This is a genomic window from uncultured Plantibacter sp., assembly GCF_963518075.1.
Classification (GTDB): Bacteria; Actinomycetota; Actinomycetes; order Actinomycetales; family Microbacteriaceae; genus Plantibacter; species Plantibacter flavus_A.
This window is the reverse complement of record NZ_CAUQHZ010000005.1, coordinates 61,131-75,812: the sequence shown is the minus strand read 5'-3', so window position 1 is coordinate 75,812 and position 14,682 is coordinate 61,131. Positions and strand designations below refer to the sequence as shown.

The window sequence follows — 14,682 nt, the reverse complement described above, 5'->3', positions numbered from 1 at the left end:
GTGGGGGACGCGTCGCTAGGCTCGGCACATGACGCCCAGTGATGCAGCATCAGACCCGCAGATCGCCGCACTCCAGGCTGCCGCCGCCCAAGCCCAGGCCGAGCTCGAAGCCGCCCAGGCGCAGGCGGCACTCGCCGCAGCCAAAGTGAAGGCGGCCGAGGCGGCAGCGGCGCTCGCCGCGTCGGGCGGGGCCACGGTGGCGGCGGGCTCCGGTTCCGCGAGTGACGCGGCGGCCGCCGAGGCCCCAGCCGATGTCCGGGCGGACGTTCCGACCGACGACGCGGTCGATGGCGACGCCAGCAGCACCGCGCCCGGCACCGATGACCTCAGCGCCGACACCATCGGCCCGGGACCGCTCAGCCTCGACGACGTGCTGAAGATCCGCGACGGCTACGTCGTGCACGGCCCGGCGCTCGAGATGGGAGCACTGGTCAACGGGGAACCGGTGCCCGCGGTGCAGGTCCGCATCCCGCTCAGCGTCATGAACCGGCACGGGCTCGTCGCCGGCGCCACCGGAACCGGGAAGACCCGCACGCTCCAGGGCCTCGTCGAGCAGCTCTCGGCCGCCGGCGTCCCCGTGTTCGCCGCTGACATCAAAGGTGACCTCTCGGGCATCGCGACCCCGGGGGAGTCGAACGAGAAGCTCCTCGACCGCACCCGCGGCATCGGCCAGGACTGGACGCCGGCCGCCACGCCGACGGAGTACTTCGCGCTCGGCGGCGTCGGCAAGGGCGTCCCGATCCGCGCCACCATCGCCGCATTCGGCCCGCTGCTGTTGAGCAAGGTCCTCGGTCTCAACGCCACGCAGGAGTCCAGCCTCGGTCTCGTCTTCCACTACGCCGATCAAGCGGGTCTGCCGCTCCTCGACCTGAGTGACCTGCGCGCGGTCCTCACCTACCTCGCGAGCGACGACGGCAAGGGCGAACTGCAGGAGCTCGGCGGGCTGTCGGGCGCCACCGTCGGGGTGATCCTGCGGGAGCTCATCACCTTCGCCGACCAGGGCGCCGACGTCTTCTTCGGCGAACCCGAGATCGACACCGCCGACTTCATCCGCCTCGACCCGACCGGCAAGGGCATCGTCAGTCTGCTCGAGGTGCCGGGCGTCCAGAACCAGCCGGCCCTCTACTCGACGTTCCTCATGTGGTTGCTCGCCGACCTCTTCAACACCCTCCCCGAGGTGGGCGACCCCGAGAAGCCGAAGCTCGTGTTCTTCTTCGACGAGGCGCACCTGCTGTTCCGCGACGCGTCGAAGGACTTCCTCGCGCAGATCACGCAGACGGTCCGGCTCATCCGGTCCAAGGGTGTCGGCATCTTCTTCGTCACCCAGACGCCGAAGGACGTCCCGGGCGAGGTGCTCGCGCAGCTCGGGTCGCGCGTGCAGCACGCCCTCCGCGCCTTCACCCCGGACGACGCGAAGGCGCTCAAGGCGACCGTGTCGACCTACCCGACCTCCGGCTACGAGCTCGGAGAGGTCCTCACCTCGCTCGGTACGGGTGAGGCGGTCGTCACCGTGATGAACGAGAAGGGGGCGCCGTCGCCGGTCGCGTGGACGAGACTGCGGGCGCCGCAGGGACTCATGTCGCCCAGTGCCGACACAGCGATCGACGCGGCGATCGCGGCGTCACCGCTGCTCGCGCGGTACGGGACGCCCGTCGACCGTGAGTCGGCGAGGGAGATCCTGACCGCGAAGCTCGAGGAGGCCAACCAGGCCGCGCTCGCCGCCGAGGCCGAACTCGAGCGGCAGCGCATCGCGGCGGAACTCGCGAAGCAGCAGGCCGCCGCCGACAAGGCCCAGGCTGCGGCCCAGAAGAAGGCCGACGCCGAGTACGAACGGTTGCTCCGGAAGACCGCCGGCACGACCCGTCGGACGTCGACGAGGTCGTCGTCGACGTCGTCGAAGAGTCCGCTCGAGGAGATCCTCGGGTCGAAGGCGACGCGGTCGATCCTCACCGGGGTCGTCGAGGGCATCTTCGGGACGCGTCGCCGCCGCTGAGCTGCTGCGGTCCTCAAGCGGTGTCCGGGCTTCGGAGCGGTGTCTCGGTCCTGCAAGCGGTGTCCTGCTCCTGCAGGCGGTGTCGTGGTCCTGCGAGCGGTGTCCCGGTCCCCGAGCGGTTCTCCGGCCCCGTGAGCGATCGCTCGGACCGGAGCGGTGTCCCGGTCCCTGAGCTTGTCGAAGGGCGCGAACCTACCGGAGGCCGTCCTCGGCGAGGCGACCGATCTCGATGGTGGCGCGGGCGTCGTCGAGCAGCCCGTCCTGCAGCGACCACACGGCGGACAGTGCGGAGCGCGCGGCCACCCACTCGAGCAGGACGGTTCGCGGCAGGCCGAGCGATCGACGCATGACGTCCACCCGCTCGGCGAACAGCCGTGGGTTCCGCGCCGTCGCTGGATCGGGGTTGCTGAACAGCGCGGTGGCGTCGAAGGCGCGGTGGCCCACGATGCCCTTGGGGTCGATCGCCCGCCAGTCGCCGGGTGCGAACTCGAGCACGTTCATGTGGTGGAGGTCGCCGTGGAGCACGACGACGTCGGCAGGCGTCGTGGTGTCGAGCAGTCGACCGGCGAGCTCCCGCCCACGCTCGAGGAACGCCGCGCTCGCCGGATCGCCGAGGAGGGCGCCCACGGCGGATGCATCGTTGGCGAGCAGCTCGCGGAACCACCGGCGGAGCGTCGGGAGCTCGGCGATGACGCCACCGGCATCGATCTGCGCCGGGGTGGGGATCACCGCGTGCAAAGTGTCGAGCACGGAGCACAGGATCGCGACGGCTCCGAGGTCGTCGCCTGCGCGGGTCAGCGAGGCGAGATCTCGGCCGCCCGTCGCGCGTTCCAGGACGATCGCGTGGTCATCGCCCGCGAACACCGCTGCACACCCGCCGCCGCCCCACGCCGCGAGCAGCCGCCCGCCGAGCGCCTCCTCCTCGACGAGAGGTACCTTGAGCATCGCCGGTCGTCCGTGATGTGTCACGGGGAGCAACCGGCTCGACGGTGTCACGATGAGCTCGCCGTCGGGCACGAGCCGCCACTGCTCGACGGCCGCTTCGATGCCTCCTGGTCGCCATGTCACGGGACTCAGCCTAGGCAACCCGATCGGACCCGGTGCCTGGGTCGCGCCTCGGGCGGTCCCTGGGGTGGTCGCTGGGTCGCGCCTCGATCGCCGCGTCGATCGCCGCCTCGATCGGTCCCTGAGCTTGTCGAAGGGCACACGAAGGAACGTCGCCCTTCGACAGGCTCAGGGACCGGGGAGGGTGTGCCTCAGGGGTCGGGGAGGGTGCGCCTCAGGGGTCGGGGAGGGTGGGCCTCAGGGACCGGGAAAGGGGTCGGGGAGGGTGGGCCTCAGGGACCGGGAAGGTGGGGCTCAGGAACGGCGAGGATGGGGCTCCAGCACCGGGGAACGCCGGTTAGGCTGGCGCGGTGACCGAGATCCGCGCGTACCGACCGTCCGACCGCGCCGCCGTGGCGGCGATCTGCACCCGAACGGGCGACTCAGGGGCGGACGCGACCGGGCAGTTCAGCACGGACGACCTCCTGCCCGACATCTATGCCTTGCCCTACGTCGAGCACGAGCCCGAGTTGGCGCTGCTCGTCGACGCCGGCTCGGGTCCGATCGGGTACATCCTGGGCACCGCGGACACGACCGCCTTCGACCGCTGGTTCATCGAGCGCTGGTGGCCGACCGTCGAGGGGAAGTACGCGGCGGCCGCGGCCTCCGGTGCCGCCTCGGAGGGGGAACGCGGCATCGTCCGATCCGCGACCGATCGCGGCGGCCTGGCCCCGGAGCTCCTCGCGCAGTATCCGGCCCACCTGCACATCGACCTGCTGCCGGAGACGCAGGGGATGGGTGTCGGCAGACGGCTCATCGACGCGTTCTGCGAGCTCCTCGCGGAGCGCGGCGTCCCGGGCGTGCACCTCGGCGTCGGCGTCTCCAACACCGGGGCGCAGCAGTTCTACCAGCGGACGGGCTTCACCCGGGTCGACGGCGACCCCGGCGCCCACTGGTACGCGAAGACACTCTGACTCGAGCTGCATCCCGCCCGAGCCGGATGCCGGGTGGTGCGACGACGCCCTCGCGCTCCGTCGCGGTAGCCGGGCCAGGCCGACTCAGCGACAGCAGTTCGGCTAGAGCAGTTCGGCGCGCGCCCAGCGCAGGCGCTCGAGCGGGGTGAGGAGGTCGGGGTGGTCCTCGCGGAGATCGTCGAGCGAGACCGGCTGGCGAGGTCGCTCCACCGGGCCGTCGTAGGCGGCGACGACGGCCGCGATGCTGTCCGTGCTCCATCGGTTGCTGCGCATGCGGAGGAGCGGTCGGTTCTCGGCGTCGCAGACGAAGAACTGCGAGCTCGCGTGCAGCCCCCGACCACGGAATTCGAAGAGCAGACTGCGGCCGATCGCTTCCCGTGGAACGAACCGCTGCCGCCCGACGATGGGCTGCTCGACGAACCCGTCGTGCCGCACGACGATGCGTTGGCGACGGGAGAGGACGGCGACGCCGAGCAGGACGACCATGCCGATGATGCCGAGCGTGATGACCCACGTGCGTTCGACACTCGGGGCCGGGCCGACGAGCCAGAGCGAGACGCCCCAGACGGGGAGGACGACGATGGCGGCGCTCAGGACGGCACTCCAGAGCACGCGAGGATGCGGTCTGACCGTCACCGGTTCATCACCCCGTCGCACCACGCACTCACCCCCGTCGACCATCGTGGCCTGCTTTCAGTGGGCGGACAATCCGCCATCTGGGGGACAAGTAGGACGAATGCCCCACTCTTCGACCCGGTCCGCTTTGTTGCCCCGGCACACTTGACTTCTCACGCCTGCGATGTGCAATATATTGCATGCCCGCTCCCGCTCAAGCCAACCCGCATCGCCGAGCGCTCCTCCGCGACGACGTCTACCAGTCGCTGCGCAATGCGATCGTCGACGGGACCTTCACTCCGGGCGAGAAGCTCGTCGACACCGAACTGGAACGCTGGCTCGGTGTGAGCCGCACGCCCATCCGCGAGGCCGTCCTGCGTCTCGCCCGGAGCGGGCTCGTCATCGCGAAACCCGGACGGTCGACCGTCGTCGCCCCACTGGACAGCCGGGCGACGCTGCAGGCGCAGGCGGTCGCCGCCGCCATGCACGAACTCGCCGTCCGTGAGGCGGTACCGCACCTGAGTTCGGCCGACCTCGACCGCATGCGCGCGGCGAACCGTGACTTCGCAGCCGCCCTCCAGCGTGACGATGCCGAGGCCGCGCTCGCGGCCGACGACGCCTTCCACGCCGTGGCTGTGGACGTCGCCGGGAATCCGTTCATCCGTGATGCGCTCGAGGCGGTCACCCCGCTGCTGCGGCGGATCGAACGGCTGCGGTTCTCCTCGGTCGCGGCACGCGGGTCGATCGCGCAGCACGACGCCGTCATCGAGCGCTGTGCGGAGGGGGACGTCGACGCGGCGGCCGCCCTTGTCCGAGGCAACTGGACGACCCTCGCCGACCTCGTCCTCGCCCACCTCGACGAGGACTGAGCAGCGCCCACCACCCGACCCGTTCCCCGACATCCCGCCGCACCACCGAGACCCAGGAGCCACCACATGTCCCTCAGCGACTTCGCCCGCTACCCCCTCACCTTCGGACCGAGTCCCGTCCACGAACTCAACCGCCTCACCGCCCACCTCGGCGGCGCGACCATCTGGGCCAAGCGCGAGGACGTCAACAGCGGTCTCGCCTACGGCGGCAACAAGACCCGCAAGCTGGAGTACCTCATCCCCGATGCGATCGCGCGGGGTGCCGACACGCTCGTGTCGATCGGCGGCTACCAGTCCAACCACACGCGTCAGGTCGCGGCGGTCGCGGCGAAGCTCGGAATGCAGGCGGTGCTCGTGCAGGAGAACTGGGTGGACTGGCCAGACTCCGTGAACGACCGGGTCGGCAACATCATGCTGTCGCGGATCATGGGTGCCGAGGTCCGTCTCGATCCCGCGGGCTTCGGCATCGGCTTCAAGTCGAGCTGGGAGCGCGCCCTCGACGACGTGCGCGAACGCGGCGGCACCCCGTACGCGATCCCGGCCGGGGCGTCGGACCACCGGCTCGGTGGTCTCGGCTTCGCGAACTGGGCCGCCGAGGTCGAACAGCAGGAGCGTGAACTCGGGGTGTTCTTCGACACGATCGTCGTCTGCAGCGTCACCGGGTCCACGCACGCCGGTATGATCGCCGGGTTCGCCGGGCAGGACCGACCGCGCCGGGTGATCGGTATCGACGCGTCGGCGAAGATCCAGGAGACCCGCGACCAGGTCGCACGTATCGCCCGCAACACGGCGGAGCTCATCGGCCTCGAACGCGAGCTCCGCGATGACGAGATCACGGTGTTGGAAGGATGGGCCGGCGACCTCTACGGGATCCCGGTCGAGTCGACGATGGAGGCGATCCGCCTGACCGGTCGGCTCGAGGGCGTCATCATCGACCCGGTCTACGAGGGGAAGTCGATGGCGGGCCTCATCGACCTCGTGACGAGTGGTGACATCCCGGCGTCCAGCAACGTCCTCTACGCGCACCTCGGTGGGCAGCCGGCGATCAACGCCTACAGCGCCCTCTTCCGCGACTGAGCCGGTGCCCGGCACATCGCCCGAGCGAGGTGCCGGCGCGGTGCGCTGAGCCGAGGTGCCGGTAACCGGTGTCAGCGCGGTGCGCTGATGCGAACCCGAGGGAATCGGCGTGAGCGCGGGTCAGGCGAACGAGCGCGCCCCTCTGGAGACCCGCGCTCACGTCCATGACCCGCGCTCGCGTCAGCGCACCGCGCTGACGCACTACCAGGGTCGATGGTCACGGTCCAGGGTCGGGCGGCGGCGCGTGGCGGTGCGAGACTTGGACCTCCACGACGCGAGGAGGTCGCATGCGCGCACCGATGGAACCCCGACACCAGACGCGGATCGCATGATCCGTCTGCAGTCGACCGCCTGGCCTTCCAGCGGCACCTCCCTCGACCTCGACGCTCTGCACGACGCGGCGACGGGATCGTTGGCGAGCATCGAGTCGCGCCTGGCGTTCACCTCCACAGCCGTGCGACTCGTCGGCCCGCTCGAACAGCACACCGCCGGGCGGGTCTTCGCGGGACTCGGCGCGATCGCGGCGGCCGACGTCACGCTCGCACGCGTCGTCGAACCGCACCTCGACGCACTGGCCATCCTGCATCAGGCCGACCTCGAACCGCCGACCGTCTCCACCTGGGGCGTCTTCGCGGCCGAAGCACCAGGGCTGCGTCTCGACGCGACCCTGGTCGACGACGCCTGGCAGCTGACCGGCACCAAGCCGTGGTGCTCCCTCGCCTCCCACCTGAGCGACGCCCTCGTCACCGCCCACACCGCGCCGGGCGAGCGGCGGCTGTTCGCCGTCGCACTCACCGATCCAGGGGTCACGACCGACGACAGCGCCTGGCTCGCCCGTGGACTGCCGCTCGTCCCGAGTGGCCCGGTCGGCTTCGACGGGGTCCCCGCCTCCCCGGTCGGCGACGACGGGTGGTACCTGCGACGCCCCGGCTTCTCCTGGGGCGGGATCGGCGTCGCCGCCTGCTGGTGGGGCGGCGCGATCACGCTCGTCGACCGCCTGCTCGCCGCGGCACGCACGCGACCCGACTCCGACCTCCTCCTGCGCACGCTCGGCGCCGCGGCCATCGACCTCTCGATCGCCGAGCAGGCGATCGCCGACGCGGCCCAGGCCATCGAACACGGCCACGCCGACGACACGGCCGGCCCGCGCCTCGCCCAGCGCGTGCGGTCGACGGTCCGCGGTCGGGTCGACGCCATCCGCGCCGGGGTGCTCGGAGCGCTCGGCCCCGGCCCGCTCACCTCCGAACCCGCCTACCTCGCTCGGATGTCCGACCTCGAGCTCTACGTCCAGCAGGACCACGGCGACCGCGACCTCGCGCGCTACGGCCGCATGCTGGTGGAGGCCGACTGATGCCCGCCTTCGACCACCGCGACCCCGGCACGTCGGCAGCCGCCTGGGCGACCCGCTTGCACGAGCTCGACCTGCCCGTCTGGGACGGCTGGCGACATGCCACGGGCGTCGTCGCGCTGTCGCCGCACCCCGACGACGAGTCGCTCGGAGCCGGCGGGCTGATCGCGGCCGCCGCGGCCGCCGGGATCCCGGTCGAGGTCCTCCTCGTGACCCTCGGCGAGGGATCGCACCCCGACTCGCCGACCACCACCCCCGAGGAACTCGCCCCGCGCCGGGAGGCGGAGTTCGTCGACGCGGTCGGTCGTCTCCACCCGACGGTCGGGTTCGACGTCCTGCACATCCCGGACGGCGGCCTCGACGCCGAACGCGCGCGCATCGCGCAGCGACTGCGGGCAGCCGTCGCCACTGCCGGATCACGACCGCTCATCGTCGCCCCCTGGCGCGGCGACGGGCACCGCGACCACCGGATCGCGGGCGAACTCACCACGGCCCTCGCGACCGAGCTCGACCTCGCGCTCGTGGAGTTCCCCATCTGGCTCTGGCACTGGGCCGACACCGACGACGCGACCCTGCCGTGGGCCGAGGCGCGGATCGTCCCGCTTGACGCCGCGGCGCACGGGGCGAAGATCGCCGCGATGGACGCCTACCCCTCGCAGACGGAGCCGCTCTCGGATGCGCCGGGCGACGAGGCGATCGTCGACCACCACCACCTGCAGCACTACGCACGGCGGTTCGAGGTGCTGTTCCCGAACGGGCGTGCGCTGGATCTCGCGCCGGGTTCCGACCCGGATGCGGGTGCGGCAGCGGACTCCGACACCGACGTCGCCACCGACAACGCCACCGCGACGGACACCGTCGTGACTGCCGACACCACCTCGCGCTCGAAGGAGTCGTTCGAGGACCACTACCGCGACCACCCCGACGGCTGGGACTTCGGGTCCTGGTATGAGGAGCGCAAACGTCGGGTCCTCCTCGCCGCCCTGCCGCGCCAGCGCTACGGCTCGGTGCTCGAACTCGGCTGCGCGACGGGTGTCCTGACGGAGCGGCTCGCGGACCGCAGCGACGACGTGCTCGGTGTCGACATCGCCGAGGCGCCCCTCGAGATCGCCCGTCGACGGGTGCCCGCTGCCCGGTTCGAACGGGGGACGCTCCCGGACGACTGGCCGAGTGGTGTCTTCGACCTCGTGGTGATGTCTGAGGTCGGCTACTACCTGTCCGCGACCGACCTCGACCGGGTCATCGACCACCTCCTCGGCTCACTCACGCCCGGCGGGAGTATCGTCGCGTGTCACTGGCGGCACCCCGACGACCACGCCACGACCTCGGCCGAGTTCGTCCATCGCCGGTTGCTCGAAAGCTGGCCCGGCCGTCGGTCGGTCCAGCACGTCGAGGACGACTTCCTGCTCGACGTCCTCGTGCCCGCCGATGAGGCGAGCGTCGCTACGGTGGACGGTCTGACGGGCTGATGCTGCGACGGATCGATGCCGTCGTGCCCGCACACGACGAGGAGGAGCTGATCGGGGCGTGCCTCGATGCGCTGCTCGTCGCGCGTGCCGCCGTGCTGCGTCCTCGTCCCGAGCTGCAGGTGGGGATCGTCGTGGTGCTCGACGACTGTCGCGACGACACGGCGCGGATCGTCCGGGAGCGGTTGGCAGGCTTCGATCCCGAGGAGGCGGTCACCGTCGTCATCGACGAGCGCAGTGTCGGGGCGGCCCGGCGGGCCGGTGTCGCGGCCGCTGGGCGATCGGGTGATGCCGGGTCGGATGCTGCAGGCGTCTCAAAACGTTGGATCGCCAACACCGACGCCGACTCGCGCGTTCCGGAGGACTGGTTCTCCGTGCACGCCCGTGCCTTCGACGACGGTGTCGACGTCCTCCTCGGGACCGTCCGTCCCGACTTCACGGACTTCTCCGAGCGCGACATCGAGCGCTGGATGGAGACCCACCCGCCCGGACATCTGCCGGGCAACGTGCATGGGGCCAACCTGGGTGTCCGTGCCGATCGGCTCGACGAACTCGGCGGCTTCCGTGAGCTGGCCGAGCACGAGGACGTCGATCTGGTCGAGCGCGCCCGCGCGGCGGGTCTGAGGGTCGTGCCGACGCCGGATGCACCCGTCGAGACTTCGGGTCGGCGACGTGGCCGGACCCCGGGTGGCTACGCCGCGTTCCTCGCCGAGACCTACCCGCGATCCTGACGATCCCGCGCGTCTGAACCCCCGGCCCGCGTCGACCGGTCCTATCCGCGCGTCTGTGGATCGACGATGACCTCGGTGACCTCGCCGAGGTCGAGCACCGGGTACCGGGAGACGGCCCCGACCTTCTCCTCGCTCGCCAGCACGTACACGTCGGTGCTGCGTTCGGCGAGGGCGCGTTTCGTCGCGGCGTCGTCGAGGTCGCCGGTGGTGAGGCCGTGTTCGGGATGGAAGCCCGTGACGCCGAGGAAGCAGGCATCGGCGCTCAGGTGACGGATGGCCTCCGCGGCGAGAGCGCCGCCCGCGACCATGGAGTGACGTCCGAGTTCGCCCCCGATCATGATGACGCGCGCCGGCGAGTGCTCCGCCACGGCGAGGGCGACCGCCGGGCTCGGGGTGATGACGGTGAGGGTGGGGTCGTCCGGGAGGAGTCGCGCGAGGGCGAGCGCGGTGGTGCCGGCGTCGATGATGACGGTGCTGCCTGGTCGGATCCGTTCGACGGCGATGCGGGCGACGCGCTCCTTGCTCGCCGTCCCGAGGGACAGCCGATCGTGGAACGAGCGGTCGGCCGCGGGGACCGGGAGTGCACCGCCGTAGACGCGGACGCAGAGGCCGGCTTCGGCCAGCTCGCGGAGGTCTCGGCGGATCGAGTCCTCGGAGAGTCCGAGCGCAGCGGCGGCGTCCTTCGCGACGATCCGCCCGTCGCGGTCGAGGAGGTCGATCAGGTGCGATCGGCGTTGGGCGCTCAACATGCGTGCTCCTTCATGATGTTGCACGATTGTGCACGGTTAACGCTACAGTGCTGGACATGACAACGCCACTCCTCATCCTCATCGCCGGCCCCTACCGTTCCGGGACCGGCGGTGATCCCGACGCCATCGCCCGCAACCTGGAACGACTCGAAGCTGCTGCGGCGCCGATCTACGCGCTCGGTCACGTCCCGATGATCGGGGAGTGGGTCGCGCTGCCGATCCTGCGGGGGATCGACACCGCGTCGGGTGACGGCGACGTGATGTACGAGACGGCGAGGCGGCTGCTCCAGCACTGCGACGCCGTGCTCCGGTTGCCGGGGGAGTCGTCCGGTGCCGACACCGACGTCGCGATCGCCCGTGAGCGCGGGATCCCCGTGTACACCGACCTCTCGGAGATTCCAGCGCTCGAGGGCTGAGGTCGCTTGCTCGCGGAGTCCCGGCGCTCGGCTAGGCTGACGCGCGTGCTCGACGACCTCAGGATCCGCCGCTACCGCGACACCGATGCGCGGGCGACCAGGTCGATCTTCGAACGCGCGGTGCGGGTGACCGCAGCCGCTCACTACACGGCCGAGCAGCTCGCCGCATGGGTGCCGGACGAACCGGCAGTCGCCGTGCTGGACGACTGGGCCGACCGACGTGCCGCGGTGACGACGTGGGTGGCCGAGCTCGACGACGCGGTGGTCGGTTTCACCGATCTGGACGTCGAGATCGGCTACCTCGACATGCTGTTCGTCGATCCGGACGCGGGACGACACGGCGTCGGGTCCGCGCTCATCCGTCAGGTGCTCGACGAAGCCCGGGCGGTGGGGCTCCACGAGGTGACCGTGCAGGCGAGTCGGACGGCGCAGCCGGTGTTCGAGCGCCACGGCTCCGTCGTGGTCCGCGAGCAGCGGGTCGAGCGTCGTGGGGTGCTCATCGAGAACGCGGTGATGCGGATACCCCTGGACGCCTCGACGGGGTGATGCTCCCGAGACGGCCCGCGCGCCCGGCGGGGTGTCGCCAGCGCGGTGCGCCGACCCGAGCGCGGTGGTGTGGGTGCCGGCGCGGTGCGCCGACGTGAGATCGCTGCGATCGGCGTGAGCGCGGGTCATGGACGTGGGCGCGGCCCTTCGGAGACCCGCGCCCACGCGTGTGACCCGCGCTCGCGTCAGCGCACCGCGCTGGCAGTCCGTCAGGCGTCGGCGAGTTGGGCCTCGGCACGCTCCGGGGAACCGGCTGCGAGCCCGCGGTCGATGGCGCGTCGCGAGCCGAGCCAGAGCAGGACACCGACCAGGAAGACGATGACCTCCGTGACGGTGAGTGACCAGACGATGCCACCGAGTCCGAACCACAGGTTGCCGAGGAGGACGATCGGGACGAACAACACGCCCTGGGTGACGGCCATGACCGCCGCGGGGAGTGCTCGCCCGGTCGCCTGGAAGAGCGAGGTGATGAGTCCGGTGAACCCGTTGGCGATCATGGCGGTGAGCTGGGCGACGAGGATCGCGACGCCGAGACCGAGGACGGCGGGGTCGGCGATGAACGCGGAGACGATCGGTTCACGCAGGACGAGGACGACGCCGGCGAAGAGGACCGAGATCCCACCGACCGTGAGCGCCGAGGCGCGGAGAGCCGACCGGAGGCGCGCGCCGTCGCCCTTGCCGAACGCGTAGGCGAGCAGCGGGAGCACACCGAAGGTGACGCCCATGACCAGGAACTCGGGCACCTGGGCGATCCGGACCGCGACGCCCATGGCGGCCAGCGGGGCGTCTCCGTAGGCCGCGGCCAACGTGTTCAACACGAGCGCGGTGACGATGAGGAACCCCGACTGCAGGAGCGTGCTGACCCCGACACCGAGGACCGGCTTGAGGATCGTCGGCGACAGGGTGAACCAGCGCGGTGCCAGGCTGACGTGCTCGCTGTTGCGCTGCAGCCACGCCACGAAGTAGACGAGGACGCCGAGGTTCGCCAGTCCCATCGCGAGTGCCGCGCCGGCGACGCCCCAGCCGAACCCGAGGATGAAGACGAGATCGAGGACGAGGTTCGCCACGGCCGACGCGATGAGGGCGATCATCACCTGACGGGCGGCACCCTCGGCCCGCACGAGCTGTTCCAGGCAGAACGCGGTCGCCATGACGGGGACGAACGCGAGCATGACGCCGATGAACGCCGAGGTCGCGGGTGCGGTGACCGCGTCCGCCCCGAGCAGCGACACGAGCGGGCCGAGGAACACGAGGCCGATCCCGCCCAGGACGGCGCCCGTCAGGAACGCGCCCCAGACGGAGAAGGAGGCGGCCCGTTTGATGTCTCCGGCCTGTGCCGGGTCGTGTTCGGAGGCGCCCAGGAGCCTGGAGATGTGCGCGCCGCCGCCGACGCCGAACAGGTCGCCGATCGCCATGATCAGTCCGAGGATCGGGGCTCCGAGCGTGATCGCGGCGAGCAGGGTGGTGTCGTGCAGCGAGCCGACGACACCCGCGTTGATGAGGTTGTAGACGGCGCTGACGACCAGGGCCGCCGCCATCGGGACGCACAGGTGGATGAGTGCCCGGATGATCGGGGCGGTCGCGAGGTACCAGCGGTTGCTGCCGACCGTGTCGGCGGCGGTCGATGGTGCGTGGTCGGCCGATGTCGCGGTGTCGGCCGATGGTGCGGTGTCGGCCGATGCTGTGGTGACGGTCGGTGGCGCGGTGGCCGTCGACGGCGCGGTGCTGCTGGGGAGGGGCGTTCCGGTTGTGGGATCGATGTGGTCTTCGGGGTGCATGGCAGGCTCCGTTTCGGGCAGGTTCCGGGCACGACGACGAGCGCCGGCGCGGCGAGGGTTCGTTGGTGGGGTGGTCGTCCGGCGCGGGCCGAGCGGTCGGGCTCAGCAGGCGTCCGGGCGCGACGGACAGCGCCGTCGTGGCATTCGCCGTCGCCATCGCGTGCGGCGGTCGGCGGATGACGCGGCGAGTGGTCTCGGCGCGTGGTCAGGGAGCTCGGGTTCCCGAGCGGTGATCAGCGGGTCGGCTGCGGCAGGTGCGCCGTGAGCTTCGTGAGCAGAGCGTGCAGGGTGTCGCGTTCGCTCTGGTCCAACGGGGTGAGGATGATGTCGTCGGCATCGGCCATCGCGGTCTCGAACCCGGCGATGAGGTCGGTGCCGCGCTGCGTGGCGAAGACCCGCTTGGTGCGGGCGTTCCCCGCTTCGGCGCGTCGTTCCACGAGCGCTCGGCGTTCGAGTCCCTGCAGGAGGCTCGAGACGCTGGCGGCGCTCGTCCGGCTCACCTCGGCGATGTCGCGTTGGATGGAGCCTGGATGCTGGACGAGGTACCCGAGGACGAACGCCTGCTCGTGCGTGAGTTCGCGAGCGCGGATCCAGTCTTCGCCGGCTTTGCGTTGTGCCCACGCGATCCAGCGGAGCAGTTGGAGTGTGCTGCTGAAATCGGGTGTCTCGTCATCCATGGTTAGAACGCTAACGCTTCGAGTTCTAACTGTCAACCATCGAATTATCGATCTGCTCGGCGCGGTGCGCTGACGTGAGTTGGGCGGACTCGGCGTCAGCGCGGTGCGCTGACACGAAACCAACGAGTTCGGCGTGGGCGCGGGTCGTAGCCCTGAGCGCGCCCCTCCGGAGACCCGCGCTCACGCGTGCGACCCGCGCTCACGCCAGCGCACCGCGCTGGCACCACGGAGATACGTCGCTGGGGAGGCCCGAAAACGCAGAACGCCCCACACGGGGCGGGGCGTTCATGGTGAAGCTGGCGGAGAATGGGGGATTCGAACCCCCGAGGGCGTTAACCCAACACGCTTTCCAAGCGTGCGCCATAGGCCACTAGGCGAATTCTCCAAGGCAGTTTGTGA

14 protein-coding genes and 1 tRNA gene are annotated in these 14,682 nt (G+C 71.0%); 9 read left to right on the top strand and 6 right to left on the bottom strand.

Features of this window, described 5'->3' with window-relative positions; all coding sequences use genetic code 11:
• The first annotated feature begins 28 nt into the window (after positions 1–28).
• Positions 29–1,993 carry a helicase HerA-like domain-containing protein gene (locus RWN05_RS08215; RefSeq protein ID WP_314139227.1) on the top strand — a complete coding sequence of 655 codons (1,965 nt, stop codon included), beginning with the start codon at positions 29–31 and terminating at the stop codon, positions 1,991–1,993.
• Between the two features lie 192 nt (positions 1,994–2,185).
• Here RWN05_RS08215 and RWN05_RS08210 read toward each other — a convergent pair whose 3' ends face one another.
• Positions 2,186–3,061 carry an aminoglycoside phosphotransferase family protein gene (locus tag RWN05_RS08210; RefSeq protein WP_314139226.1) on the bottom strand — a complete coding sequence of 292 codons (876 nt, stop codon included), beginning with the start codon at positions 3,059–3,061 and terminating at the stop codon, positions 2,186–2,188.
• Between the two features lie 347 nt (positions 3,062–3,408).
• Here RWN05_RS08210 and RWN05_RS08205 point away from each other — a divergent pair, with 347 nt between their 5' ends.
• Positions 3,409–4,011 carry a GNAT family N-acetyltransferase gene (locus RWN05_RS08205; RefSeq protein WP_314139225.1) on the top strand — a complete coding sequence of 201 codons (603 nt, stop codon included), beginning with the start codon at positions 3,409–3,411 and terminating at the stop codon, positions 4,009–4,011.
• Between the two features lie 102 nt (positions 4,012–4,113).
• Here the strand turns inward: RWN05_RS08205 and RWN05_RS08200 are convergent, their stop codons facing one another.
• Positions 4,114–4,623, bottom strand: coding sequence for a hypothetical protein (locus RWN05_RS08200; RefSeq protein ID WP_314139224.1), 510 nt, complete (start codon positions 4,621–4,623; stop codon positions 4,114–4,116).
• Between the two features lie 203 nt (positions 4,624–4,826).
• Between RWN05_RS08200 and RWN05_RS08195 the strand changes: the two genes are divergently transcribed.
• From RWN05_RS08195 to RWN05_RS08175, 5 genes are all read left to right on the top strand, one after another.
• Positions 4,827–5,495, top strand: coding sequence for a GntR family transcriptional regulator (locus RWN05_RS08195; RefSeq protein ID WP_175117409.1), 669 nt, complete (start codon positions 4,827–4,829; stop codon positions 5,493–5,495).
• Positions 5,496–5,561: 66 nt separating this feature from the next.
• Positions 5,562–6,572: a 1-aminocyclopropane-1-carboxylate deaminase gene (locus RWN05_RS08190; protein WP_314139222.1), complete on the top strand. Its 1,011-nt coding sequence runs from the start codon at positions 5,562–5,564 to the stop codon at positions 6,570–6,572.
• Between the two features lie 328 nt (positions 6,573–6,900).
• Positions 6,901–7,923 (top strand): acyl-CoA dehydrogenase, encoded by a 1,023-nt coding sequence (locus tag RWN05_RS08185; RefSeq protein WP_314139221.1) that lies wholly within the window; start codon positions 6,901–6,903, stop codon positions 7,921–7,923.
• Positions 7,923–9,389: a bifunctional PIG-L family deacetylase/class I SAM-dependent methyltransferase gene (locus tag RWN05_RS08180; RefSeq protein ID WP_079003185.1), complete on the top strand. Its 1,467-nt coding sequence runs from the start codon at positions 7,923–7,925 to the stop codon at positions 9,387–9,389. The genes RWN05_RS08185 and RWN05_RS08180 overlap by 1 nt, the downstream gene beginning before the upstream one ends.
• Before the next feature lie 23 nt (positions 9,390–9,412).
• Positions 9,413–10,117 carry a glycosyltransferase family 2 protein gene (locus RWN05_RS08175; RefSeq protein WP_314139220.1) on the top strand — a complete coding sequence of 235 codons (705 nt, stop codon included), beginning with the start codon at positions 9,413–9,415 and terminating at the stop codon, positions 10,115–10,117.
• Between the two features lie 41 nt (positions 10,118–10,158).
• Here the strand turns inward: RWN05_RS08175 and RWN05_RS08170 are convergent, their stop codons facing one another.
• Positions 10,159–10,866: a DeoR/GlpR family DNA-binding transcription regulator gene (locus RWN05_RS08170; protein ID WP_079003183.1), complete on the bottom strand. Its 708-nt coding sequence runs from the start codon at positions 10,864–10,866 to the stop codon at positions 10,159–10,161.
• Positions 10,867–10,922: 56 nt separating this feature from the next.
• Between RWN05_RS08170 and RWN05_RS08165 the strand changes: the two genes are divergently transcribed.
• Positions 10,923–11,282: a hypothetical protein gene (locus RWN05_RS08165; protein ID WP_064294966.1), complete on the top strand. Its 360-nt coding sequence runs from the start codon at positions 10,923–10,925 to the stop codon at positions 11,280–11,282.
• A 45-nt stretch (positions 11,283–11,327) separates the two neighbouring features.
• A complete protein-coding gene (locus RWN05_RS08160) occupies positions 11,328–11,828 on the top strand; it encodes a GNAT family N-acetyltransferase (RefSeq protein ID WP_314139219.1) in 501 nt (166 codons plus the stop codon).
• A 209-nt stretch (positions 11,829–12,037) separates the two neighbouring features.
• Here the strand turns inward: RWN05_RS08160 and RWN05_RS08155 are convergent, their stop codons facing one another.
• From RWN05_RS08155 to RWN05_RS08145, 3 genes are all read right to left on the bottom strand, one after another.
• Positions 12,038–13,606: an MATE family efflux transporter gene (locus RWN05_RS08155; RefSeq protein WP_314139218.1), complete on the bottom strand. Its 1,569-nt coding sequence runs from the start codon at positions 13,604–13,606 to the stop codon at positions 12,038–12,040.
• A 233-nt stretch (positions 13,607–13,839) separates the two neighbouring features.
• Positions 13,840–14,283 (bottom strand): MarR family winged helix-turn-helix transcriptional regulator, encoded by a 444-nt coding sequence (locus RWN05_RS08150; RefSeq protein WP_071258906.1) that lies wholly within the window; start codon positions 14,281–14,283, stop codon positions 13,840–13,842.
• A gap of 297 nt (positions 14,284–14,580) precedes the next feature.
• Positions 14,581–14,668, bottom strand: a tRNA-Ser gene (locus RWN05_RS08145).
• Positions 14,669–14,682: the final 14 nt, after the last annotated feature.